Origin of the sequence: Mycobacterium montefiorense (assembly GCF_003112775.1) — a bacterium.
Classification (GTDB): domain Bacteria; phylum Actinomycetota; class Actinomycetes; order Mycobacteriales; family Mycobacteriaceae; genus Mycobacterium; species Mycobacterium montefiorense.
This window is the reverse complement of record NZ_BFCH01000048.1, coordinates 141,973-166,590: the sequence shown is the minus strand read 5'-3', so window position 1 is coordinate 166,590 and position 24,618 is coordinate 141,973. Positions and strand designations below refer to the sequence as shown.

Below are 24,618 nucleotides of genomic sequence, written 5' to 3'. Positions count from 1 at the left end.
ATCACAGCGCTTCCGCTGCGCCGTCGAATCGCTACGGCGCCGCACCGGTCGGTAGCCAGGGTCAGCGAGCACCTCACCGCCACCCGGAGGACACCCCATCGGCAGCGCTACGGTTTGCACAGTTCGCACCCGCCTCCAGTCGTTCGATCAGGGCTATCGCCGATCCGATGCTACGGTTACGTAACCGTCAGGTCGATGACGAGGATACCGCCCTACGCAGACCAAAACGCCAGGTAAGGATACTTATACGGCACAGTCTCGTGATTGAGCGTCACGAGTGCCGAGCGACCATACCGACCCTTCCGACGCAGCATTGGAACTAAACTGTTGCGTTGCACCGGTTAGTGCTATACCGTTCATCACATAGCACCGGAACGCAATGCTTCAGAAGGAACGACCGACATGACTGCTACAGCCCTTTACAACATCCCGCTCGGCGCCTGCACAAAGGATCCCGACCGTTGGATGACCACTACTCCCGACGAGGAGGCCAAGGCGCTATGCCGAGCGTGCCCCCGTCGCTGGTCGTGCGCTCGCGACGCCGTTGAGTCGCCGGGAGTGGAAGGGCTGTGGGCCGGCGTCGTGATTCCCGAATCGGGTCGTCCGCGGGCCTTCGCTCTTAACCAGTTGCGGTCCCTGGCCGAACGCAACGGATATCCGGTGCGCGAGGCCGCGAAGTCGGCCTAATCCCCGCTTATGGCCGCCGATCCTGGGTCAGCGACTGGTGGCAGCCGGAAGCTTTGCACCAGTGCGCCGTTGGGGCACACAACGCCCCGGCGGCCGCTACGTCGGCTCGAATCGGAAGACGGCGAGCCGGCCCGCCAGTGCTTCGAATTCGTCAGCCGTTCCATCACGCACCATGCCCGAACGTTTCGCGAATGCCACACCGACGGGCACCTGCACGGAAAATGTCCGCAGTACCGGCCGCGATTCGGTAGCGGTGAGTTCGACGATCCGGACTTGACGTGACCGTCGGCCTCGGCTGAGCGTGCCGGTGCCCGCGGCCCGGGCGTTGGCCGCCCAATCCGCGCCGGGATAGCCCGCGACCACGTAGAGGCCGCCCCGAAACTCGAACGGCGTCATCGGTGTGCGGCGCGGTTGACCCGACTTACGACCGGGCACGGTAAGCACCATGGCGGGGCCGGTCGGTATCCCCAGCCGTTGCACCGCCATCATCATCTTGTTCATCGGTTTGAGGTAGCGCGGCGGACGTGGTTCGGACATCTCGGAACTCCTTTGGGGGTCTAGTTCGTGTACAGGTAGCGGTGCTCGGACACCCACTGCGCGAAGGGCACTGGCGCCCGGCCGAGAATCTTTTCCACGTCATGAGTGACGAGTGCGGGGGTGTCCAATGTTTCGGCGAGCATGGCCGTATAGGCATCGGCGAACTCAGGACTGAAGGCCAAATCGATGAACCGTTGTCGCACCGCGTCCGCCGGTATTTCCCGGTACTGCAATGTTCGCCCCAGCACGGCGCCGATAACGTCGAGCAGCTCTGAGTTGGTGAACGCCTGTGGACCGGTCAACGGAATCCGCTGACCGACAAGATCATCGGTGAGCAGCGCGCGCGCCGCGACCGCCGCGATGTCGCTCTCGACGATCGGTGCGGTCGAAGCTGCGGCATAAGGCCCCGCCACTGTGTCGCCGGCGCGTATCTGCGCGGCCCACATTCCGGCGAAGTTCGTCGCGAAGACCGTTGGCCGCAGGCTCACCCACACCAGACCCGAGTCGATGGCGAGCTGTTCGACCTCCTTGTTACGGTCGCCGCGAAAGCGCGAGGGCTGCCTCGAGAAGTCGTGATCGGCGTTGATCGCGGACAGTGCAACGAGTTTGGTAACCCGCGCGCGCCGGCATTCGGTCACGATATCGGCGAGATCTTCACCGACCGCGCGGGAATTGAGAAATACCGCGGATGCACCCGGCAGCGCCTCGGCGACCGTGCCAATCACCTCGGTGCGCGAGGGCAACCCGGCGGTTTTCGGCGTGCGGGTGACGGCGCGCACCCGGACGCCCGCGGCGACTAGTTCGGCAACGAGCGGGCGACCGACATTGCCGGTCGCTCCGGTGACGACGATCGTCATGGTGTTTCCTCCTGCGTTCGAAGATCTCCATCAACGACGGGCACGGACCGGGGAAAGTTACAGTCGGTGGCAAGTAACTTTTTCCGCCACCAGATCGTCGATGTTGTTATGAACCAAGCCCAGCCGCCAACCGACCAGATCGCCGACGCGTGGCGTCGTCACCGCCCCTACCTGGTCAATCTCGGATATCAGATCCTCGGAGATGTTGGTGACGCCGAAGATGTTGCGCAAGAGGCATTTCTGCGGCTTTCGCGGGTCGACGCCGAGGAATTCGACGACGTCCGCGGCTGGCTCACGGTCGTTACGAGCCGGCTCTGCCTCGACCAGGTGCGCTCGGCGCGAACGCGGTACGAGCGGCTGGGCCATGCCCTCGACGGCCACCGCGACATCGAAGTCGCGGAATCACGAAGCCCAGACCCCGCCGACCGGGTCACCCTCGACGACGAGGTGCGCGCCGCCCTGATGGAAGTCTTGCGACGACTCAGTCCCGGCGAACGGGTCGCATTCGTGCTGCACGACGTGTTCGGCGTCCCCTTCGATTCGATTGCCGAGACCGTCGGTCGCCCGGTCGGCACCTGTCGTCAGCTGGCGCGGCGTGCGCGCTCGAAATTCACTGCGGCACAGCCGAAGTACAGCGATGTGACCTCCGTCGACCATCAGCTCGTCACCGAGAAATTCATCACCGCCTGCGCCAACGGCGACATCGCCGCGCTGACCGCCGTGCTGGACCCGACGGTCTGGGGGGTGGGCACGGTGCTGGCCGACCCGGCGCCCCCGCCGCAGATCAATCATGGCCCGGATGCGGTGGCCACCAACCTGATGCGCTATCTGTGGCCGGGAGTCACCCTGGTCAGCGGTCCCGCGGGGCAGCCGGTGGTGCTCGCATTCGCGCAGCGCCGGCTGTTCGCCGCCATCGTGTTGACTATCCGTGGCCCGGTCGTCACCAAGATCGAGGCGATCGCCGATCCCTCGGCGCGCATTGCAGCGACCTGAAGCGCGGCGGCGTCAGCTCTCGTTGTCACCCGGCCGCCAGCCGCGGACACGGTCGGGGGTCGCCGCGAAATACCCGGCGATCATCGCGGTGGCCTGCAGAAATTTGCGCCGCGTGGGAGCCGCCATCTCGTGGCTTACGTCGATGACGCCGCCGGGTCGCAGATGAGGGTCGTAGGGCACCTCGACCACCGGCTGGCCGTGATCGACGAACTCGCGGGCCAGCTGTGCCCGGGTGCGTTTGTCGGCGTGCCCGTCGGAATCGTTGAGCACCACGATCGTGTTGTGCAACAACTCCGTCATGCCCTGATCCGACAGCCACTCCATGGTCCGGGCGGCCGCCGAAGCTCCATCAGCCCACGGCGAGGACACCACGATCAACGCATCCAGGTCGCGCATGACTTCCTGGGTGACCGGTGAATCCATCGTCGAGCCGCAGTCGATCACCGAGATCGTGAAGTGGCGGTCCAGCCGCGACGCGGCTTCCCGGTAGATCGCGGGATCGAGTACCCGGCGCGGACCCGACGCCGGTTCGCCCGCGAGTACATGCAGGCCGACCGAATTGCGGCCCACCCGCTCGGCTACATCGGTGAAGGTCTCCAAGTTCTTGTCGGCGTTCAGTTCCCAGAAGGAGCTCGTCGACCGCGGATCGATCCGACTGCTCAACCGCCCGAAGGCGGTGTCGGCGTCGATCGCGACCACGTGGTCTTGGTGGCGGAGTTCGGCGAACAGGGATCCGACACTGGCGGCGACGGACGTCTTTCCCACACCGCCCTTACCCACGACGCCGACCTTGTGGTTGCCCCGGAAGCCGGTTCGGATGGCCGCCTCGAAATGGGCGTCTTCCAGTTGCGCGGGTGACGGACCCAGGTTGACGAGACCAAAGGTGAGCAGCCGCAGGATGCGTCGCCACCCACGGTCGGGGAGTTCCGCTCCGGGCGCCGGGGTGCGGCCGGCGTCGGCCGCCTGCGGTGCGACGACCGGCGTGGCAGGGGGAGCCGGATAGGCAAGTGCGCCAGCGGATCGCGGCGGCACAGGGGGCGCGACGTGCGGACGCGCAGGCGGCCTTGGCGCCGGAGGTGGAAACGACGGCGGCGGGGCGGGTCGCCGTGGTGGCGGGGGAAATGCTGCGGGAGGCGCGCTCCGCTGGCCCTCGGGAGGCGGACCGGGTGGGCGCGCGGTGGGTGTGCTGGGCCGGTCGGGCTGCAGACGGTCCCGCAGGAATTCGTCGCGCTCGTTCATGGGCTCCTCGGTGCCGGGGGATCGATCGTGGCGCGTTAGGCCGGCCCCAGGGCGATGCCCGGCCAATATCTCCGCACGCGCGCCTATCAGTATCGCGCAAACTCACTAGGCCCTCATGCGGTGCACCGCGACGCTCGGGGCGCCTACCGGGCATGCCCGCGAGCGATCCGGACGGCATTGCTGCCACGCTTTATCGTGACCGCTGGTGCGGATGTGGCTGTGCAGTGTGACGCCGCCCATCGCGGGGCCGGCGTACGCCCGGGGTCACAGCAAACTCGGGTACGCGGTGAGGCCGGGAGCGACTCGCGCGGATCTGCGCTGCGGCGAGGGTATCGTGGGTAGTTGAACCCCAGTTTCCCGCGTTATTGGTCGTCGCCTGCAGCGAATTTACGCTGTCGCTACCTGCCGGGTTAGACTTGGCGAAGTTGGCATGTCAGGCGGTTTTTGTCATATCGTTTTACGACTTGTCGAGACCGGGTACACGCCACCGTTCAGCGCCGCACGGACGATTCCCTAATCGGATCATTTGCCGTCTGGGAGACAGCCTATCGACAAGACCGAATGGGTCGGCCCGCTACCTCCGGGTGCAGCCCCGTCGGAGCCACTGAAAACGGTCGCGTAGCAGGTTCTGGTGAAAGAGGCAGGTGCATATGACGCCCACGCGCGTTGGGTTGTATAACCCCGCGTACGAGCACGATTCGTGCGGGGTAGCCATGGTCGTCGACATGCACGGCCGACGTAGCCGCGACATCGTCGACAAGGCGATCACTGCACTGGTCAACCTCGAACATCGTGGCGCCCAGGGCGCCGAGCCGCGCAGCGGCGACGGCGCCGGCATCCTGATTCAGGTCCCGGACTCGTTCCTGCGGGAAGTCGTGGACTTCGAGCTCCCCGCGCCGGGCAGCTACGCCACCGGTATCGCGTTTTTGCCGCAGTCGTCCAAGGATGCCGCCGCTGCCAGCGCCGCGGTGGAGAAAATCGCCGAAGCCGAGGGCCTGACGGTGCTGGGCTGGCGCAATGTGCCCACCGACGACTCGTCGCTGGGCGCGCTGTCGCGTGACGCGATGCCCACCTTCCGGCAGGTGTTCATGGCGGGTGCCTCCGACATGAATCTGGAACGCCGTTGCTACGTGGTTCGCAAGCGTGCCGAACACGAACTCGGCACCAAGGGCCCCGGTCAGGATGGCCCCGGCCGCGAAACCGTCTACTTCCCAAGCCTGTCCGGCCAGACGATGGTCTATAAGGGCATGTTGACCACCCCGCAGCTCAAGGCGTTTTACCTTGACCTGCAAGACGATCGGATGACCAGCGCGCTGGGCATCGTGCACTCCCGCTTCTCGACCAACACCTTCCCGTCCTGGCCGCTGGCGCATCCGTTCCGGCGTATCGCCCACAACGGCGAGATCAACACCGTCACCGGCAACGAGAACTGGATGCGGGCGCGTGAGGCGTTGATAAAGACCGACGTGTTCGGGTCGGTCGACGACCTGGACAAGTTGTTCCCGATCTGCACGCCCGGTGCGTCGGACACCGCGCGCTTCGACGAGGCGCTTGAATTGCTGCACCTGGGCGGGCGCAGCCTGCCGCACGCGGTGCTGATGATGATTCCCGAGGCCTGGGAACGTAACGAGTCGATGGACCCGGCGCGCCGCGCCTTCTACGAGTACCACGCATCGCTGATGGAACCGTGGGACGGCCCGGCGGCGATGACGTTTACCGACGGCACCGTCGTTGGCGCCGTGCTCGACCGCAATGGCCTTCGCCCGTCCCGCATTTGGGTCACCGAGGACGGCTTGGTGGTGATGGCGTCCGAGGCCGGCGTGTTGGACCTGGACCCGCCGACGGTGGTGCAGCGAATGCGGCTACAACCCGGCCGGATGTTTTTGGTGGATACCACTTTAGGCCGCATCGTTGCTGACGAGGAGATCAAAGCCGAGCTGGCCGCCGAGCATCCGTACCAGGAATGGCTCGACAAGAACCTCGTTCCGCTCGAATCGTTGCCACAAGGTAAGTACGTGCGGATGGCGCACGAGCGACTTGTCATGCGGCAGTTAGCCTTTGGCTACACCTATGAAGAGCTGAACCTACTGGTGGCGCCGATGGTGCGCAGCGGCGCCGAGCCACTCGGCTCGATGGGTACCGATACCCCGGTCGCGGTGCTCTCGCAGCGTCCCCGGATGCTCTACGACTACTTCCAGCAGCTGTTCGCTCAGGTGACCAACCCGCCGCTGGACGCCATCCGCGAAGAAGTGGTGACCAGCCTGCAGGGCACCACCGGCGGGGAGCGCGACTTGCTCACGCCGAACGAGTACTCGTGCCACCAGATCGCGCTGCGCCAGCCGATTCTGCGTAACCACGAGCTGGCCAAGCTGATCAACCTGAATCCGGACGACGAGGTCAACGGGCGCGCACACGGTATGCGCTCCAAGACGATTCGCTGTCTGTACCCGGTCGCCGACGGTGGCGCCGGGCTGGCAGCCGCGCTGGATGAGGTGCGTGCTCAGGCGTCGGCCGCGATTGCCGACGACGCCCGGGTGATAGTTCTCTCCGACCGGGATTCCGACGAACAGATGGCCCCGATACCGTCGCTGCTCGCCGTCGCCGGGGTGCACCACCACCTGGTACGCGATCGGACCCGCACCCATGTGGGTCTGGTGGTTGAGTCCGGTGATGCCCGCGAGGTGCACCACATGGCGATGCTGATCGGCTGCGGTGCCGCGGCGGTCAACCCGTACCTGGCGTTCGAGTCGATCGAGGACATGCTTGACCGCGATGTCATCGACGGGATCGACCGCGATAAGGCGCTCAACAATTACGTGAAGGCCGCGGGCAAGGGCGTGCTGAAAGTCATGTCCAAGATGGGCATTTCGACGCTGGCGTCCTACACCGGTGCCCAGCTGTTCCAGGCCATCGGGATCTCCGAGGACGTGCTCGACGAGTACTTCACCGGGCTGGCCTGCCCCACCGACGGCATATCTTTAGAGGACATTGCCACGGACGTGGCCGTGCGGCACAAGCTGGCATATCTGGACCGGCCGGACGAGCGCGCGCACCGCGAACTCGAGGTCGGCGGGGATTACCAGTGGCGCCGTGAGGGCGAGTACCACCTGTTCAACCCGGAGACCGTGTTCAAGCTCCAGCACGCCACCCGCACCGGCCAGTTCAAGATCTTCAAGGACTACACCCGGCTGGTCGACGACCAGAGCGAGCGGATGGCATCGCTGCGTGGCTTGTTGAAGTTCCGTGCGGGTGTGCGGCCCCCAGTTCCGCTGGAAGAAGTCGAACCCGCCAGCGAGATCGTCAAACGATTCTCGACCGGCGCGATGAGCTACGGCTCGATCTCCGCCGAGGCGCACGAGACGCTCGCCATCGCGATGAACCGGCTGGGTGGCCGCTCCAACAGCGGTGAGGGCGGCGAGGACGTCAAGCGATTCGACCCCGATGCCAACGGGGATTGGCGGCGCAGCGCGATCAAGCAGGTCGCCTCGGCACGGTTCGGCGTCACCTCGCACTATCTAACCAACTGCTCCGACATCCAGATCAAGATGGCCCAGGGCGCGAAGCCCGGTGAGGGCGGCCAACTCCCGGGGCACAAGGTGTACCCGTGGGTAGCCGAGGTTCGGCACTCCACACCCGGAGTCGGGCTGATCTCACCGCCGCCGCACCACGATATCTACTCGATCGAGGATCTGGCGCAGCTGATACACGACCTGAAGAACGCCAACCCGCAGGCGCGCGTGCACGTGAAGTTGGTCTCCGAGAACGGTGTGGGCACGGTCGCGGCGGGTGTGTCCAAGGCACACGCCGACGTGGTGCTGATCTCCGGACACGACGGCGGCACCGGTGCCACGCCGCTGACTTCACAGAAGCACGCCGGTGCTCCGTGGGAGCTCGGTCTGGCCGAGACGCAGCAAACCTTGCTGCTCAACGGGTTACGTGACCGGATTGTGGTCCAGGTGGACGGGCAGCTCAAGACCGGACGTGACGTGATGATCGGTGCGCTGCTGGGCGCCGAGGAGTTCGGCTTCGCGACCGCCCCGCTGGTGGTGGTGGGTTGCATCATGATGCGGGTATGTCACCTCGACACCTGCCCGGTCGGCGTGGCCACCCAGAACCCGGTGCTGCGGGAGCGGTTCACCGGCAAGCCGGAATTCGTCGAGAACTTCTTCATGTTCATTGCAGAAGAAGTCCGGGAGTACCTGGCGCAGTTGGGCTTCCGTACCCTCAACGAGGCCGTCGGCCAGGTGGGCGCGTTGGACACTACGCTGGCCCGCGCACACTGGAAGGCGCACAAGCTGGACCTGGCTCCGGTGCTGCACGAGCCCGAGTCCGCGTTCATGAACCAGGACCTGTACTGCAGCTCGCGTCAGGATCACGGCCTGGACAAGGCGCTGGATCAGCAGTTGATCGTGATGAGCCGCGAGGCGCTGGATTCCGCCAAGCCGGTCCGGTTTTCCACTACCATCAGCAACGTGAACCGCACGGTCGGCACTATGCTCGGCCACGAGTTGACGAAAGTTTATGGTGGCCAAGGCTTGCCGGACGGGACGATCGACATCACCTTCGACGGCTCCGCTGGCAATAGCTTCGGCGCCTTTGTGCCCAAGGGCATTACCCTGCGGGTGTACGGCGACGCCAACGACTACGTCGGCAAGGGACTGTCCGGTGGCCGGATCGTGGTGCGGCCGTCAGACAATGCGCCGCTGGAGTACGTCGCGGAGGAAAACATCATCGGTGGCAACGTGATTCTGTTCGGAGCCACCAGCGGGGAGGCCTTCTTGCGCGGCGTGGTCGGCGAACGGTTCGCGGTCCGCAACTCCGGTGCCCACGCCGTGGTCGAGGGCGTCGGCGATCATGGCTGCGAGTACATGACCGGCGGGCGGGTAGTGATCCTCGGCCGTACCGGGCGTAACTTCGCGGCCGGAATGTCCGGCGGTGTGGCCTACGTCTACGACCCGGACGAGGAATTGCCGCAGAACCTCAACACCGAGATGGTGGACCTCGAGGCGCTGGACTCCGAAGACGTGGACTTCCTGCACGGCAGTATCCAGGCGCACGTCGATGCCACCGATTCCGCTGTCGGCCAGCGGATCCTGGCCGACTGGCAGGTACAGCAGCGGCATTTCGCGAAGGTGATGCCCCGGGACTACAAGAAGGTGTTGGAGGCGATCGCCCAGGCCGAACGCGACGGCGCCGATGTCGACAAGGCGATTATGGCGGCGGCGCATGGCTGATCCAAGTGGCTTCCTCAAGTTCACACATCGGGAGCTGCCGCAACGCCGGCCTGTCCCGCTCCGGTTGAAAGACTGGAAAGAGGTCTACGAGGAGTTCAACGACGACACCCTGCGCGAGCAGGCGACCCGTTGCATGGACTGCGGTATTCCCTTCTGCCACAATGGCTGTCCGCTGGGCAACTTGATCCCGGAATGGAACGACCTGGTACGCAGGGGGCGCTGGCGCGACGCGATTGAACGGCTGCACGCTACCAACAACTTCCCCGACTTCACTGGCCGGCTGTGTCCGGCACCGTGTGAGCCGGCGTGTGTGCTGGGCATCAACCAGGATCCGGTGACGATCAAGCAGATCGAGCTGGAGATCATCGACCACGCCTTCGACGAAGGCTTCGTCGAGCCGAAGCCGCCGACCAAGCTGACCGGAAAGACCGTCGCCGTAATCGGTTCGGGCCCGGCCGGATTGGCCGCCGCCCAGCAATTGACCCGCGCCGGGCACAGCGTCACCGTCTTCGAGCGAGCCGACCGCATCGGTGGACTGCTGCGCTACGGAATTCCGGAATTCAAAATGGAGAAGCGCGTCCTCGACCGGCGACTGGATCAAATGCGTGCCGAGGGAACCGAATTCCGGGCCGGCGTCAACGTCGGAGGTGACATCACCGCCGAACAGCTGCTCGCCGACTTCGATGCGGTGGTGCTGGCCGGCGGTGCCACCGCCGCGCGCGATCTACCCGTTCCGGGCCGCGAATTGGACGGCATCCACCAGGCAATGGAATACCTGCCGTGGGGCAACCGGGTGCAGGAAGGCGATGACGTTCTGGGCGAGGACGGGCAGCCGCCGATCACCGCCAAGGGTAAGAAGGTCATCATCATCGGCGGCGGCGACACCGGAGCCGACTGCCTGGGCACCGCGCATCGACAAGGTGCGGTCGCCATCCACCAGTTCGAGATCATGCCGCGGCCACCGGAAGCCCGCGCCGAATCCACGCCGTGGCCGACCTACCCCCTGATGTACCGGGTGTCATCGGCGCACGAGGAAGGCGGCGAACGGGTCTTCTCGGTCAACACCGAGATGTTCGTCGGCACCGACGGGCGCGTGACCGCGCTCAAGGCGCACGAAGTGACGATGGAGGACGGCAAGTTCGTCAAGGTCGAGGGCTCCGATTTCGAGCTCGAGGCCGACTTGGTGCTGCTGGCGACGGGCTTCGTCGGACCCGAGAAGCCGGGCTTGCTCACCGACCTCGACGTGAAGCTCACCGACCGCGGTAACGTCTCGCGCGGCTCCGATTACGAGACCTCGGTGCCCGGCGTTTACGTTGCCGGAGACATGGGCCGGGGTCAGTCGCTGATCGTCTGGGCGATCGCCGAGGGCAGGGCCGCGGCGGCGGGGGTGGATCGGTATTTGATGGGGTCAACCGCGCTTCCGGCGCCCATCAAGCCGACAGCCGCACCGCTTCAATAATCACACCAGTCACATCAGAAACACGCCTGGAATTGCCCGGCGCGTCTCCCACAGTTTGCCAGATCGCGGGTGTCTAATAGCGACTTGTGTGCTTCGTCACAGCGGAGCCACAATTGGGGCAGACCGATCGCAGGAGTGGTCACTGTGCATATGAATCCAGTACCTAGTTCGCGGGTGGGGCGAATGGCCTGGTCTTGGCTTCGACACCCGGTGAAGAGCCGCGAGTTCCCCGCTAAGCGGGAGCGTTTGGTAACCGCCGAAGAGGCCTTACTCTTCGGGGTATAACAATCTGAATTAGCTATCCACGATTCTAGAACGGGTTTGCTCGGCGTTCCGAATTCGCCATTTCGCCGAAGGCAGTCCAAAATCCGCGCTTATCCCTTCCATAAACCCGAATCCCGGATCGTCTCGGCCAACGGTTCCAGGATGGCCGGGTCATGCGGCGGGGGCAGGTAGACGATCGCCAAGTCCAGTCCTTCGGCCCCTAGCCCGGCCGCCGTCTCGATCACTTGCCCGAGGTCGTGGTCTTCACCCAGGCGGACGTGGGCTGACATGGTGATTTCCTTGGGGTCGCGGCCGATGTCCGCGCAGCGCGCCGCCAGCACGTCGCGCTTGCGGGCGAACTCCTCGGGTGTCCCACCCGCGAAATTCCAGTGCTGCGCGTAGCGCGCGGTCAGCGGAAGCGTGCGCTTCTCGCCGCTGCCGCCGATGCAGATTGGCGGGTGCGGGTGCTGCGGACCCTTGGGCTCGTTGCGTGCGTCCTTGAGTTGGTAATACTTGCCTTCGAAGGTCGTCGTCTGCTCACTGAGCAGACTGATCAGCACTTGGCAGGCTTCCTCGAACCGGTCGAATCGTTCCCTGATGCTGCCCAGTTCGATGCCGTAGGCGCCGGACTCCTCCTCGTTCCAGCCGGCACCGATCCCGAGTTCGAGTCTGCCGTTGGAGATGACGTCCAGGGCTGCGGCCATATTGGCCAGCACCGCGGGGTGGCGATAGTGGATGCCGGTGACCAGGGTGCCCAGTCGCAGCCGCTTGGTGGCCTGGGCCAGCGCGGTCAGCGTCGTCCAGCCCTCCAGACACGGGCCGGTGCTGTCGGAGAAGATCGGGTAGAAGTGGTCGAACGTCCACCCGGACTCGAAGACGTCGATCTCGTCGGCGGCCTGCCAGACCGCGAGTATGCCCGGCCAGGTGGTGTTTTGTGGTGAGGTTTTGAACGCGAATCGCATGTCACCGAAGTTAGTCGAGATTTATGAAGCGCAACTAAACTCGTGCGGACAATGACTACCGCTTGTGGTCCCTTGGGCTCTGACACCAAGATCACCCTGCTGTTCGCCGGCCTGATCTTTTTGTTGGCGTTGGTGCTCGGGGTCTGGAAGTACCGGGGGATCGCGACGTCTGACGACCACCGGGCGCATCCCTACGTCGACATCGCCCACCGCGCGGCGTTGCTCTATTCGTTCGCGACCCTGTTGCTCGCGGTCTTCGTCGAACTCAGCGCCTGGCCGAGCTGGGTCAACCTGACAGCGGCGATGGTCGTGGTCTTCTTCTTCGTCGCAGCGATCGCCAGTTATATCGAACACGGTGCCCGGCGCGACACCGTCAACCAATTCGAGAAGCCGGTGCGGGGGACGGGGTTGGCAATGGCCCTGCTGATCGTTGGCGAGATCGGCGGCTTCGCGGCGGTCTTCGCCGGCTTCATCGCCGGGCAATTGTGGTGAAGGGCCAGGCACACTGGAGCCATGGACCCGGTAGCTGCTCTTCGGCAGATCGCCTACTACAAGGACCGCAGCCGCCAGGACCCTAAACGCGTGATGGCGTACCGCAAGGCCGCCGATATCGTCGAGGCCCTCGATGACGCCGAGCGTGAGCGCCATGGGCAGGCCAACAGCTGGCAGACGTTGCCGGGTATCGGGCCCAAGACCGCGAAGGTCATCGCCCAGGCCTGGGCCGGCCGCGAGCCCGACACGTTGGTTGAATTACGTTCTGAGGCAACCGATCTCGGTGGCGGAGCGGTGCGGTCCGCGCTACGCGGCGACCTGCATCTGCATTCGAACTGGTCGGACGGATCGGCACCGATCGAAGAGATGATGGCCAGCGCCGCGGCCCTGGGTCATGAATACTGTGCGCTGACCGATCACTCGCCGCGGTTGACGATCGCCAACGGACTGTCTGCGGAACGATTGCGCAAACAGCTCGGCGTGATCGACGGGCTGCGGGACAGGTTCGCACCGATGCGCATCCTCACCGGTATCGAGGTCGACATCCTCGACGACGGCAGCCTGGACCAGGAGCCCGAACTCCTGGAGCGCCTCGACGTCGTCGTGGCCAGCGTGCATTCCAAGTTGTCGATGGACTCCGCGGCAATGACCCGCCGAATGGTTCGCGCCGTCTCCGACGGCCATGCCGACGTGCTGGGCCATTGCACGGGCCGGCTGGTTGCCGGCAACCGCGGCATCCGGCCGGAGTCGAAGTTCGACGCCGAGAGGGTCTTCACCGCCTGTCGTGATCACGGCACCGCGGTCGAGATCAACTCCCGTCCCGAACGCCGCGACCCGCCGACCCGGCTGCTGAACCTCGCGCTGGAGATCGGTTGCGTGTTCAGCATCGACACCGACGCGCATGCCCCCGGCCAGTTGGACTTCCTGGGCTACGGCGCCCAGCGTGCGCTGGACGCCGGCGTTCCGGTCGATCGGATCGTCAACACCTGGCCGGCCGACAAGCTGCTGGAGTGGACCGAATCGAACTGAAACCTCAGACCCGGACCGTTTCCGCTGCCTCGGGAACGGGTTCGACGCTGTTGCCGCGGCTGTGCAGCAAATTGGCGCCGGCCACGATCGCGCACGTCGCGGCCGGAAGGAGCAGCGAATATCCGCCTAGGTGAACGCCGAACAGGATCCCGGCGATGCCGCCGCCGAGAAACAGCAACAGCGTCGTCGTGAGGATCGCAGCCTTCCACTTCTGGATCCCCTCGTGCCGGCTGCGGCCGAGCATCAGCCCGAGGTCGGTGACAGTCCCGGTGAAGTGTGTAGTGCGGATCGACATTCCGCGAAAGCTCGAGGTCAACCCATTCTGCAGGCCGAGGGCCGCGGCGGCGAACATCGCCTGCACGGCGGTTAGCTCGATTCCCAGCGAAGTGATCTGTGCCTTGACGAAGGTGTCTTCGACGCCGGCCGCGGCGAGCGCGAGCAGCACCGCCTCGGTAAACAGCACGACGGCATGGCGTCGGCCCGCCAGTGCCTGGGTGGGTGCGAGAACTGCCCCAGCCGTGATCGCGCCGACCAGGAAGCCGAACAGGATCGCGCCGAGCACGTGCCCTTCGTACAGCCACGGATTTGCCGTATTCATGCCCAGTTGGGTGGTGATCGCGGTGAGGTTGCCGACCGGCAAGGCCAAAATCAGCAGGGCCACCGCGTTGACGAAGCCCGCGGATAACGCGAGCACCGCGCAATAGCCGAGCAAGAGACCTTCGCGAGGCAGGCCACTGTCGCGGGCTTTGTCCGGCGGCGGCATGGTGTTCAGTCACTCACTTTCAAGGTCGGGTTTTCGCCAGCTTACAAGCGGATACTCGGGCCCGCCGGGGGCCGCAGCATCTCAAACAATGCTCTTATCATCGAAATAGCATGGGCTGGAATGAAATTGGTGATTCAGAGCAAAATATTCAGTCGGGAAGGTGTGGCATTTCTATACCCGAATCGTGTCCAACCAATACCCCCCGGGTGAGTGCGGCCTTGCCGAAGCGCGCACGGACCTGGTCGACCGCGGCGTCGACCGCGAGCGATTCGGAGTAAAACGGCAGCATCAGTTGCTGGGCACCGCTGCGGTCGATACCCGACACCGCGAAGCCGATCAGCGTCAAGCCGCGTTGGGCAATCGTGGGTGCGGCGACAGCGACCAATCGTCGGGCTGTGGCCAGGATCGGCTGCGTCGACGATGTCGCCCAGGGCAGGGTGTGTGAGCGGGTCGCGCGGGTGAAGTCGTCGAACCGCAGCCGCAGCACCACGGTGCGACCCGTGCGCCCGGCGCCGCGCATCCGAGCCGTGATGCGGTCGATCAAGGTGACGACCACCGCGTCGATCTCGTTGTCCGACATGCGATTTCCGGCGTGCCCCAGCGCGCGCTGGGCGCCCACAGACCGTCGATGCACGCCGGCGGTCACCCGGCGGCGGTCGATGTTGCGCGATAGCGCATACAGCTGGCGGCCCATCGCGACGCCCAGCAGCGAAGCCAGCGTCGACTCGCTGAGCGCGGCGACGTCGGCCACCGTCGTGAGTCCGTAGGCGTGCAGCTTGTCGGCGGTCACCGCACCGACTCCCCATAACCGGCGCACCGGCAGTGGGCGCAGGAACGCCAGCTCCCGATCGGGCGGCACCAGCAGAAGCCCGTCCGGCTTGGCCTCCTGGCTGGCGACCTTGGCCAGGAACTTGGTCCTCGCGATGCCCACGGTGATGGGCAGGCCGACCCGGTCGCACACATCGACGCGCAGCCGCTGCGCGATCTGAACCGGTGTGCCGGAGACCCGGCGCAGGCCGCCGACGTCCAGGAAAGCCTCGTCCACCGAGAGCGGCTCCACGATTGGCGTGGCGTCTCGGAACACCTCGAATACCGCATCGCTGGCACGCGAGTAGGCCGTCATCCGTGGTGGGACCACGACGGCATCGGGACAGAGTTGTCGTGCCTGCCTGCCGCCCATCGCCGTGCGCACGCCATAGGCCTTCGCTTCATAACTGGCGGCCAGCACGACTGCGCCGCCAACGATCACTGGGCGGCCTCGCAAGGTCGGGGCGTCGCGCTGTTCTACGGACGCGTAGAACGAATCCAGGTCCGCGTGCAGGATCGACGCTTCACGCCGCACGAACATATGTTCGCACGCAGGGGTGACAACTAGCCGGCGTCGCCGTAGATGCTGCTCACCCAGATGTGGGTGAGGGTGTCGACGACTCGCTCGGCCTCGACCGCAGGCGTTTCGGCGGACAGCGCGGCCATCATCGTGCGCTCGTTCATCTGGTTCAACGAGGTGGCCAGGTCCGCGGCCGGAATGGTGTCGGGCGCGGCGCCGCGTTCCCGTTCGGCGGCGATCATGGCGGTGGTTTGGTCGATCCATTTCTGCATGAAACCCGACCAGACCGTCCGTAGCTCCGAGCTGGTGGCCAGCGCCTCCGTTGCGGTCCGCGCCACTGCTCGCTGTGTGCTGAACGCGGTGAAGAACGCTTTGATGCCGTTACGCCACACCCGGCGCGGGTCGGCCGGGAGTCGCTGCACCGCGCCGTCGAACTCGGAGTCGGCGCGCGCGATCACCGGCTCGAGCAGCGACAGCAGCACGGCCTCTTTGGACTTGAAATAGAAGTAGAACGTGGGGCGCGAGATACCGGCGCCTTTAGCCAGGTCATCGACCGAAATGTCGGCCAGCGAGCGGTCCTCGAGCAGGCGCTCGGCGGTCGCCAGGATCGCCTGCTCACGATCGTCACCCGATGGGCGCAGGGAACGACGGCAGCGCAGGGCGCGAGTCTGGCCGGCAGTGGTCACGCCCGCTACTTTACACATCGTTGAGAGTTTCGACAGTGTGTTGACTAGTTCGACGCGGCGTTGATAGCGTTGCTGCCATGACTGATCACCTGGACGTCGTCATCGTGGGCGCCGGAATCTCCGGCGTCAGCGCCGCCTGGCACCTGCAGGACCGCTGCCCGACCAAGAGCTACGCCATCTTGGAGCGCCGCGACGACCTCGGCGGCACGTGGGACCTTTTCAAATACCCGGGCATCCGGTCCGACTCGGACATGTTCACCCTCGGGTTCCGGTTCAAGCCGTGGCGCTCGGCGAAGTCGATCGCCGACGGCGCCGACATCAAGGCGTATATCAAGGACACCGTGGTCGAGAACAAAATCGACCAGCACATCCGCTACCGCCACCGCGTCGTGGCCACCGATTGGTCCGACGCCGACAATCGCTGGACCCTGACCGTCGAATGCGACGGCCAGCAGCGCGAGATCACTTGCGCCTTTCTGATCGCGTGCACCGGCTACTACAACTACGACGAGGGATATTCGCCGACGTTCCCCGGCGCCGAAGACTTCGGCGGCACGATCGTGCATCCGCAGCACTGGCCCGACGACCTCAACTATGCGGGCAAGAAGATCGTCGTGATCGGCTCCGGCGCCACTGCGATCACTTTGATTCCTGCTTTGGTGAATTCGGGCTCCGGACATGTGACGATGTTGCAGCGCTCACCGACCTACATCGGTTCACTGCCCGGGGTCGACCCGTTTGCCGTGCGATTCAACCGGCTGCTGCCGGAACGCCTTGCGCACCTCGCGAACCGCTGGAAAGCCATCGCGTTCAGCACATTCCAGTATCAGCTGGCCCGCAAGCGCCCCGCCTACATGCGTAAGACGTTGATGACGATGGCGCAGCACCGTCTGCCGAAGGGCTACGACGTCGAAAAGCACTTCGGGCCGAGCTACAACGTGTGGGACCAGCGGCTGTGCCTGGCGCCCGACGGCGATTTCTTCCGGACCATCCGGCACGGCAAGGCGGATGTCGTCACCGACACTATCGACCGGTTTACCCAGACCGGAATCAGGCTCGCTTCGGGTGAGGAGCTACCGGCCGACATCATCGTTACCGCAACGGGTTTGAACATGCAGTTGCTGGGCGGAGTGCAGCCCAGCCGCAATGGTGTGCCCTTCGACTTGACGTCGCTGATGACTTACAAAGGCTTGATGTTCTCCGGGGTGCCGAATTTCGCCATCACGTTCGGCTACACGAACGCGTCATGGACACTCAAAGCCGACCTGGTTTCCGAATTCGTATGCCGGCTGCTCAATTACATGGACGCTAAGGGCTTTGACAACGTGGAGCCGCAGCGTCCCGATAACGACGTCGACGAGCTGCCGTTCATGGACTTCAGTCCGGGCTACTTCCAGCGCTCGGCGCACCTGCTGCCCAAGTCGGGATCGCGCGCACCGTGGCGGCTCAAGCAGAACTATTTGTTCGACATGCGCATGATCCGGCGCGGCAAGGTTGCCGACGAAGGCCTGCGATTCGCGAGAAAGCGCGCGCGAGTATCGGCTTAGCGGGGCTAGACGACGACGATGCCGTCGTCGTCGCTGTAGGCGATCTCTCCGGGCACAAACGTCACTCCGCCGAGGCTGACTTCAACGTCGCGTTCGCCGTCGCCGGTCTTGCTGCTTTTGCGCGGATTGGTGCCCAGCGCCTTGATGCCGATGTCGATGCCGCGCAACGCTGCGGCGTCACGCACAGCGCCGTTGATGATCAGCCCGGCCCAGCCGTTGGAGCGGGCGAGTTCGGCGATGAGATCGCCGACCACCGCGCAGTGCAGCGAGCCGGCCCCATCGATCACTAGCACTCCGCCGGTACTCGGTTGGGATAGTACGGATTTCAGCAGCGCGTTGTCCTCGAAACAGCGCACCGTGCTGATCGGTCCGGCGAATTCTGTGCGCCCACCGAACTGGCGGAACTGAAGATCGCAGCTGCGTACGTCTGGTCCGATGCCGTCGACGAGGTCGGCGGTTGCCTCGAAGGACACACTCATCAGCGGCGCCGAAGCTGCCGGATCAGCAGGATCGCGAGCAAGCTGAGCGCGACTGCTACGGCCAGTGGCAACGACGACTGGCCGCTTACCGCCTGCGGAATGTTGGCAGAGACCGGGTTGTTGGCGCCTTCTACTGTCGACTTCGCTTGTGCCGCGGCATCTTTTGCGGCAGCGGCAACTTCACCGTCAGTCTCGATCTGGGACTGTCGATCATGTTGTGCTGCTGGCGGTTTCGGCGGGGTGGGCGCAGGGCCATTGGCGACAGCTTTTTTGGCGGGCGCCTTTTTGGCGGGCGCCTTTTTCGCTGCGCCTTTTTTCGCAGGTGCCTTTTTGGCGGGCGCTTTTTTGGCCGGTGCCTTTTTCGCGGCCTTGGCGGGGGGGTTTGCCTCCGGCGGCGTCGCCGCGCCGTTGGATTCGCTGTTGGGTTGATCTTGAGGGTCTGCCATGCGGCCGCTCCTTCGCAGCTTTCTTTCTGTCGGCCATTTCTAGCGCCATCAAAAGTTACTCGGAACCCATCATGCCAGGACGTGTGGTCCGGCTTTGCCGACCAGGTCGGTCAGGGCTTGCGGCGCATGGTCCAAAGCAGGCCTGCACCGACGATCGCCACCGCTACCGCGACAAATGGCCAGACGGGAATTCCGTGGCCGGAGTCGCTGGTAGCGGCGCTGGGCCCCGGTGTACCGGTACCGGCCACCGTCAGCCCAAACGACCAGGACCCGGACACCACATGACCATCGGCGGACGTCACCCGGTAGTTCACCGTGTAGGTACCGGCCGGCCCGAGGGGGCGCACCGCCACGCCGACCGCCGCACCCTGCACGGTGGTGTCCCCGCTGGACCAGACGTTGCCGTCCGGGCCGACGACGGTCATGGCCGCGAAGGTCGTTTGTAATTGCTCATTGAAGGTCGCGCTAACCCGGGCCGGACCGGCCGCGAGCACCGCATTGTCCGCGGGGTCGGCGGACACCCGGTTGGCATGTGCCGACGCGACTTGTGCGGTCAGTGTCGCGGTCGACAGCATGGCGAGCAGCAGCAGGCCCGTCCAGGCGACGATGACCAGCCGCCTCATGTCCGGCGACGGGCCAGCACGAGGACGACGCCCAGTGCGGCCGCGACCAGGGCGGCTCCGCCCAGCGCGCGAGCGATGTTATCGGCTGACGGGGAGGTCGATGTGCCACTGTACCCGGTGGGTATCCCCGAATGGTGGTGTTCATGCGGGGAAGCGGGCTCAGCGCCCAGCGTCAGCATGGGGGCCGGATGCTCGGGCTCACTGCCGTCGGGTAGCGGCTGCTGGTCCCACTTCACGATCGACCCGTCGGCGTAGGTCTGGGTGGCCGGGAAGCTGACGGTGTCGGTGTCGGGCAGCTTCACCGATATCCGAAACAGCGCGAACTGGTCGACGCCGATCCCGCCGCCCTGCGCGGCCGTCCACGTCACCGATCTGACGGTGCCGGACGACGCATCGCGGTCGAGCTTGGCAGTCCATCCTGGCATGGCTTCGGTGCGCGCGGATGCGACATTGGGCAGCGCGACGGTCAGTGCCGTGGTCGCGGCACCCTTGTCGGATTCGTTGGGCACCTGAAAGGTCACGATCGCCATGGCGCCGCGGACCGCGTCGTCACTGCTGGCATGGACGTGCGCCCACGCCGGCGCAGTGATGCTCGCGGCGCCGACGTAAAGTGCGGCGGCGGCGAAGACGGTGATCAGGACGCGCGAAATCCCGGTGGCGCGAAATAGCATGTCACAACACCACTTTCAGGTCAACCCGAGCCGAGCCATCAGATCGGCTTCGATCCCGTCGAGCTGCGAGGAGATCGCCGAGTGCGCCGCGCGCCGGCGAGCCGCCGGCATGTTCTCCGCGGCAGTGACGGCTGCTGACAGATCGGCGAGCCGCTCGGCGATGGCGGCCACGAACTGCTTGGTCTCGGCGTCCTTGGGCTTGCGTTCCTGCACCGCCCGCAATGACTTCTCCGCGCCGGCGATGCGTGCCGACAGCTGGGCGCCGTGCCCGGAGAACTGGCCGATCTGTGCCAACGGAATCCCGAGTTGATCCGCGCGACGCTGGTCGATCAGCGCGCGAGCGGCCATCGCCGCCCGGTAGAGCACCGGCGTCAGGATCGGCGCCAGCAGCCGTGACACCGTCAGCACCCGTCGGATCCGCGTCGGCGAGAACAACTTCCCCTCCCGTGCCGCCTTGAGCTCGGTCTCGGCGACTTTGAGCGCCGCGCGGTCGCTGTCGCGCTGCGATTTGATCTGCGCCTTGAGAACTTTGTCGGCGGCTCGACGGTCGTCCCTGAATCGGCGCGCCTGGTTCTTGGCGGCGAGCTTGGCCTCGAGCTTGGCGCGGGCCTTGATCGCACGGACTTCGGCACGACGCGTCGCGCGACTCTTTCGCTTGCGAAACAGGCCCATTCCCGGCCGCCTCCCGGTATCTCGTGGACTATCGCTCTCGCGTGTGCGCGATCCGTGAGGCCAACCCTAATCGGAACAGACCGACGGCAGCCCAACAGGGCGGGCTGCGCTTCGGTGGCCGGCTAGGCGTCGAGGTGTTCTGCGCGGCGCAGTTCGTTGACGCGCTCCACGAGGTCCTGCTGGGCCTGTGCGGACAACCCGACGGCGCGTACCGCGATGCGGCGCACACCGTCGTCGCGCATCGTGGACATCCAGACCAGCTCCTTGTCGAGCTTTTCGTAGTACTCGTCGTCAGTGAAGTAGGCCGACTTGATTCGGAAGAAGTTGGCCAGAGCGGCCATGGTCGCCGACGACGGGTTCGTGCGATTGCCGGAGCGTAGCTGCGACAGGTAGGGAGCCGACATCGTGATGCCCTCCGACTTCAGTGCCGCGATCACCTCCGCGGAGGTATGCGGCCCGCGACCGGGTGGATACACCGTGTCGAACAAGCGGTTCAGGCGGGCGGAAAACGTCGTGCTCATCGATATGACCTCCACGGGGCTGTAGAAGCGAAACTATTACCTATGTGTATTTGCTGATCATGGTAGCGAGAGTTTGTGCTCACAACCAGGTGCAAACCGGGCCGGCTTCGCTGGTGACATCCCCGAGGTTCGCTGAGTCCGCACTTCACGAGCGTCCAACTAAATAACGGCAGTGTCCATAAACGGACTATAACTCACAGGTTATCCGCAGAAATCAGGTCTGGAGCGCGTGCTTTGGGGCGTGGTGTCGAGGAACGACGGACCGGCCCGGCGGATGGTGTCGGGCGAATATCTCGCAACGAGCCGTCTATGAAGTCTCTTTGAAAGCCTACTTTGCTGCCGGGTCGGTTTTTGGGCGCGTTAAGAGGGCGAGGGTGCACAAAATAGCCCTCAGAGATACCTCTGGGGGCGACTGCCCGGCTCGCACGGCTTGAGCGAAGCGGCGCCGCAGCACCTTAGACGGCTTCCGGTGACCTCCCGGACTGCGAAACTCCCGTGTGGCGGCGGCGCAGAGTTTGCGCCGCGGCCGTCGTTACGGCGCCCAGCATGGCCACCGCGGTTACCGCGATGGCCACCGGCCGCCAGCCCAGTGCGCTGTCGAGCAGCATCCACAGGCCGATGGTCACAAACAGCATGCTGGCCAACACGTGCAGCAGCTGGTGGGGAAGGCGGCGGTGCAGCGGCCTTCCCGAGCCAATCGCCGGCGCCAATGTCGTCTTGTCGCTCATTTCGGCGAGTGCGAATGACGACACCACGGTCAGCAGAACCAACCGAGGTTCGAGCCAGGGCGAGACGGCTTCGTCATCGGCGGCGGCGCCCTCACGCCAGGCCCACGCGGCGAAGATCAGGAACGCGATCGCGGATGCGAGAGCCATCGGCCGCGCCGGCAGCGTGGCGCCCAGGACGTCGCCGATCGTCACCGAGACCCGGTGCACAAGAAATGCCGCGAGTGTCACCCCGGGCAGCACTACCCACCATCGGAAACACAAGGCGTACGTCATTGTGATGAGTTGAGACCTGTCGCCGAGTTCGGCAGGCAAGAGCACCGGAAGACTCAGGAGTGTCGCCGCGAGCATCCGGGTGACCTTTCGACGCGTCGTTGACAACCACTGTGGTCATCGAACACCGGTCGAAGGTCTCGCCCACCGATCCGCTGGGATCGGTTCGCCGGCCGGGCTATTCGCCAGTATGTCGACACGACGATTAGGGGCTACTCCCCTTCGCTGACGGTCCCAGGCTAGCGGGCAAATCCGGGGCGCGCCAGGAAGGCCCGGAATTTCGGGCGCCCGCATCTCTGGATTCGGACTCCGAACCAAACGATTGAATATCCTTATGCCGCAAGCAGCATTGCCAGAATCGCGGTGTCGGGATGGCTGATGGGGTCGACGCCGACTCGACTCACCATCGACGTAATGGTGCCATCGGCCTCGGCTTCGACCCACGCCGCGCGGTGCTCTAGTCCCAGATACGGCAACCCCGGGAGCAGGACGCACCCCGAGGCCGCTCCGGTGCATTCCGGCAACGACGGTGTGGTCTCTGATGGAGGATGCAGCATCAGTAAGGCGGGGGGTTGATGATCCGCGAAATACCCTGGCGGGATTGCCGATTCGCCGAATACCGTGCCTTCGGCCAGCACCAGGCCGACGGTGTCCGGCTCGGGCTCGTCGGGCAACTCTTCGCGGGCTCCGAATACCGTTGTGGTGGAAAGCAATTCGGGTAAGGATGCCACCCGCACAGCGACCATCAACAGCTAGGCCCATTCTTTAGTCGAATCGGGCCAACGGCCAGAGATCACAAACCCTTTCAGGGCGCCACGAGCATGGAAGGGCGCAACCCCTATCGGCTGGCCTGACCCAGTCTCCATCTCGACCTCCGCGCGACGTGTTGGTTGGCAAATAACCACGCTGGTAGCCCGAATAGTTAAGAATGCCTGCGGTTTAGACGTGTTGCAACTCGACACGGCATCTGGCGCATGCCTTTTGTGCAGCGGGCTCATATAGGCCAGGTAAAGGTAAGGGCGCCACGCGATCCGCGTGACGCCCCTGCCTCAAGCAGCTGAGCTCAGCCGAAAATCAGGCCCTTCGCCTTCGATGTTGCGGCCTCGTAGCGCGACTGCACATCTGCCCAGTTGACGACGTTCCAGAACGCCTTGACGTAGTCCGCCTTGACGTTCTTGTACTGCAGGTAGAAGGCGTGCTCCCACATGTCGACCTGCAGCAGCGGGATGATGCCCAGCGGGACGTTGGCCTGCTGGTCGTAAAGCTGGAACGTCAGCAGCCGGTCGCCGAGGGTGTCGTAGCCGAGCACCGCCCAGCCCGAGCCCTGTAAGCCGTTGGCCGCGGCGCTGAACTGAGCGCGGAACTTGTCGAACGAGCCGAAGGCGTCGTCGATGGCGGCGCCTAGCGCACCGGTCGGCTTGTCTCCGCCGTTCGGCGACAGGTTCTTCCACCAGATCGAGTGATTCACGTGCCCACCCAAGTGGAACGCGAGGTTCTTCTCGTTCAAGAAGATCGCGGCGTGGTCGTCATTGGCGCGCGCCTCTTCGAGTTTGGCAATGGCGTCGTTCAAGCCCTTGACGTAGGTGGCATGGTGCTTGCTGTGATGAATCTCGTTGATCTGACCTGAGATATGCGGTTCCAGCGCTGCGTAGTCCCAGTCCAAATCGGGCAGCGTGTATTCAGCCACGGCATTCCTTTCCTCGATGATCGTCTTGACGCGCATTCGCACGGAGCCTGCCGCGCGGCAGGCTCAGCGTAATCAACCCTGCTCCATGACTGCACGCGCCGCAAGGACGACCCTTATGGGCCGATAGACCGGGTACCCGGTCGAGTGCGTTTCAAGAGGAAATAATCAAGACAAAACAATGAGCGCGAGAACCGCGAGCAACGCCAACGCGATCAGGCCAGCACGCAACGCGGCGATGCTGTAGCTGTGGTTCCAGGCGGGCGATCCGGAATACGAGTTCGATGCGGCCGGGGTACCTGGACCGAACGAATGCGTCGCCATCAATCGCCTTTCATTGACCGGTCACCTCAGCCGAGTGAGGTGAGTCACAACATTTTTCGTGATGGCGATCATAACCCTTTGTGATGGGGTTGGAAAATGTAACGCGCAACAACACGCTGAGCTG

Annotated in this window: 23 protein-coding genes and 1 pseudogene; 7 read left to right on the top strand and 17 right to left on the bottom strand. The window is 64.9% G+C overall.

The genetic code is table 11. The features are described from left to right. Positions 1-402 precede the first annotated feature (402 nt). Positions 403-687, top strand: a complete 285-nt coding sequence (locus DB708_RS26645) for a WhiB family transcriptional regulator (RefSeq protein ID WP_108926445.1) — start codon at positions 403-405, stop codon at positions 685-687. Positions 688-783: 96 nt separating this feature from the next. Here the strand turns inward: DB708_RS26645 and DB708_RS26640 are convergent, their stop codons facing one another. Next, entirely contained in the window at positions 784-1,224 is a 441-nt protein-coding gene (locus DB708_RS26640; RefSeq protein ID WP_108926444.1) for a nitroreductase family deazaflavin-dependent oxidoreductase, read from the bottom strand. A 20-nt stretch (positions 1,225-1,244) separates the two neighbouring features. After that, positions 1,245-2,081, bottom strand: a complete 837-nt coding sequence (locus DB708_RS26635) for an NAD(P)H-binding protein (protein WP_108926443.1) — start codon at positions 2,079-2,081, stop codon at positions 1,245-1,247. Positions 2,082-2,189: 108 nt separating this feature from the next. Here DB708_RS26635 and sigI point away from each other — a divergent pair, with 108 nt between their 5' ends. Beyond that, positions 2,190-3,074 (top strand): RNA polymerase sigma factor SigI, encoded by an 885-nt coding sequence (sigI, locus tag DB708_RS26630; protein WP_108926442.1) that lies wholly within the window; start codon positions 2,190-2,192, stop codon positions 3,072-3,074. Between the two features lie 12 nt (positions 3,075-3,086). On the opposite strand, the gene DB708_RS26625 is transcribed toward sigI, so the two are convergent. Beyond that, entirely contained in the window at positions 3,087-4,313 is a 1,227-nt protein-coding gene (locus tag DB708_RS26625; RefSeq protein WP_201263632.1) for a nucleotide-binding protein, read from the bottom strand. A 650-nt stretch (positions 4,314-4,963) separates the two neighbouring features. On the opposite strand from DB708_RS26625, the gene gltB reads away from it, so the two are divergent. Both gltB and DB708_RS26615 read left to right on the top strand, forming a co-directional pair. Next, complete coding sequence (gene gltB, locus DB708_RS26620) at positions 4,964-9,547, top strand: glutamate synthase large subunit (protein ID WP_108926441.1); 4,584 nt, start codon at positions 4,964-4,966, stop codon at positions 9,545-9,547. Beyond that, positions 9,540-11,006, top strand: a complete 1,467-nt coding sequence (locus DB708_RS26615) for a glutamate synthase subunit beta (RefSeq protein WP_108926440.1) — start codon at positions 9,540-9,542, stop codon at positions 11,004-11,006. The genes gltB and DB708_RS26615 overlap by 8 nt, the downstream gene beginning before the upstream one ends. A 374-nt stretch (positions 11,007-11,380) precedes the next feature. On the opposite strand, the gene DB708_RS26610 is transcribed toward DB708_RS26615, so the two are convergent. Beyond that, complete coding sequence (locus DB708_RS26610; RefSeq protein WP_108926439.1) at positions 11,381-12,232, bottom strand: LLM class F420-dependent oxidoreductase; 852 nt, start codon at positions 12,230-12,232, stop codon at positions 11,381-11,383. Positions 12,233-12,283: 51 nt separating this feature from the next. Between DB708_RS26610 and DB708_RS26605 the strand changes: the two genes are divergently transcribed. Beyond that, positions 12,284-12,724 carry a hypothetical protein gene (locus DB708_RS26605; RefSeq protein ID WP_108926438.1) on the top strand — a complete coding sequence of 147 codons (441 nt, stop codon included), beginning with the start codon at positions 12,284-12,286 and terminating at the stop codon, positions 12,722-12,724. A gap of 21 nt (positions 12,725-12,745) precedes the next feature. After that, entirely contained in the window at positions 12,746-13,753 is a 1,008-nt protein-coding gene (locus DB708_RS26600; RefSeq protein ID WP_108926437.1) for a PHP domain-containing protein, read from the top strand. 4 nt (positions 13,754-13,757) lie between these two features. On the opposite strand, the gene DB708_RS26595 is transcribed toward DB708_RS26600, so the two are convergent. The 3 genes from DB708_RS26595 to DB708_RS26585 all read right to left on the bottom strand — a co-directional run bounded on the left by DB708_RS26595 (position 13,758) and on the right by DB708_RS26585 (position 16,529). Next, a complete protein-coding gene (locus tag DB708_RS26595) occupies positions 13,758-14,516 on the bottom strand; it encodes a YoaK family protein (RefSeq protein WP_108926436.1) in 759 nt (252 codons plus the stop codon). 148 nt (positions 14,517-14,664) lie between these two features. Further along, the gene (gene dinB, locus DB708_RS26590) at positions 14,665-15,864 is read right to left on the bottom strand and encodes a DNA polymerase IV (RefSeq protein WP_108926435.1); all 1,200 of its coding nucleotides are present in this window, start codon (positions 15,862-15,864) and stop codon (positions 14,665-14,667) included. A 23-nt stretch (positions 15,865-15,887) separates the two neighbouring features. Beyond that, entirely contained in the window at positions 15,888-16,529 is a 642-nt protein-coding gene (locus DB708_RS26585) for a TetR/AcrR family transcriptional regulator (RefSeq protein WP_108926434.1), read from the bottom strand. A gap of 77 nt (positions 16,530-16,606) precedes the next feature. Between DB708_RS26585 and DB708_RS26580 the strand changes: the two genes are divergently transcribed. Continuing rightward, entirely contained in the window at positions 16,607-18,076 is a 1,470-nt protein-coding gene (locus tag DB708_RS26580) for a flavin-containing monooxygenase (RefSeq protein WP_108926433.1), read from the top strand. Between the two features lie 5 nt (positions 18,077-18,081). Here the strand turns inward: DB708_RS26580 and rraA are convergent, their stop codons facing one another. The 10 genes and pseudogenes from rraA to DB708_RS27395 form a co-directional block, all read right to left on the bottom strand. Continuing rightward, positions 18,082-18,555 (bottom strand): ribonuclease E activity regulator RraA, encoded by a 474-nt coding sequence (rraA, locus tag DB708_RS26575; RefSeq protein ID WP_108926432.1) that lies wholly within the window; start codon positions 18,553-18,555, stop codon positions 18,082-18,084. Continuing rightward, complete coding sequence (locus DB708_RS28050) at positions 18,555-19,001, bottom strand: Rv3852 family protein (RefSeq protein WP_133251070.1); 447 nt, start codon at positions 18,999-19,001, stop codon at positions 18,555-18,557. The genes rraA and DB708_RS28050 overlap by 1 nt, the downstream gene beginning before the upstream one ends. 110 nt (positions 19,002-19,111) lie before the next feature. Then, positions 19,112-19,624: a copper resistance CopC family protein gene (locus tag DB708_RS26565; RefSeq protein ID WP_108926431.1), complete on the bottom strand. Its 513-nt coding sequence runs from the start codon at positions 19,622-19,624 to the stop codon at positions 19,112-19,114. Continuing rightward, positions 19,621-20,295, bottom strand: coding sequence for a YcnI family copper-binding membrane protein (locus DB708_RS26560; RefSeq protein ID WP_108926430.1), 675 nt, complete (start codon positions 20,293-20,295; stop codon positions 19,621-19,623). The genes DB708_RS26565 and DB708_RS26560 overlap by 4 nt, the downstream gene beginning before the upstream one ends. 15 nt (positions 20,296-20,310) lie before the next feature. Next, positions 20,311-20,967: a DUF6474 family protein gene (locus DB708_RS26555; protein ID WP_108926429.1), complete on the bottom strand. Its 657-nt coding sequence runs from the start codon at positions 20,965-20,967 to the stop codon at positions 20,311-20,313. A 122-nt stretch (positions 20,968-21,089) separates the two neighbouring features. Next, a complete protein-coding gene (locus tag DB708_RS26550; RefSeq protein WP_108926525.1) occupies positions 21,090-21,488 on the bottom strand; it encodes a transcriptional regulator in 399 nt (132 codons plus the stop codon). 455 nt (positions 21,489-21,943) lie between these two features. Next, positions 21,944-22,564: a TMEM165/GDT1 family protein gene (locus tag DB708_RS26545; RefSeq protein WP_108926428.1), complete on the bottom strand. Its 621-nt coding sequence runs from the start codon at positions 22,562-22,564 to the stop codon at positions 21,944-21,946. 254 nt (positions 22,565-22,818) lie between these two features. After that, positions 22,819-23,352: pseudogene (locus tag DB708_RS26535) on the bottom strand (peptidase). Between the two features lie 197 nt (positions 23,353-23,549). Further along, complete coding sequence (locus tag DB708_RS26530) at positions 23,550-24,173, bottom strand: superoxide dismutase (RefSeq protein WP_108926524.1); 624 nt, start codon at positions 24,171-24,173, stop codon at positions 23,550-23,552. A 165-nt stretch (positions 24,174-24,338) separates the two neighbouring features. Continuing rightward, the gene (locus DB708_RS27395; RefSeq protein ID WP_165839937.1) at positions 24,339-24,494 is read right to left on the bottom strand and encodes a hypothetical protein; all 156 of its coding nucleotides are present in this window, start codon (positions 24,492-24,494) and stop codon (positions 24,339-24,341) included. Positions 24,495-24,618: the final 124 nt, after the last annotated feature.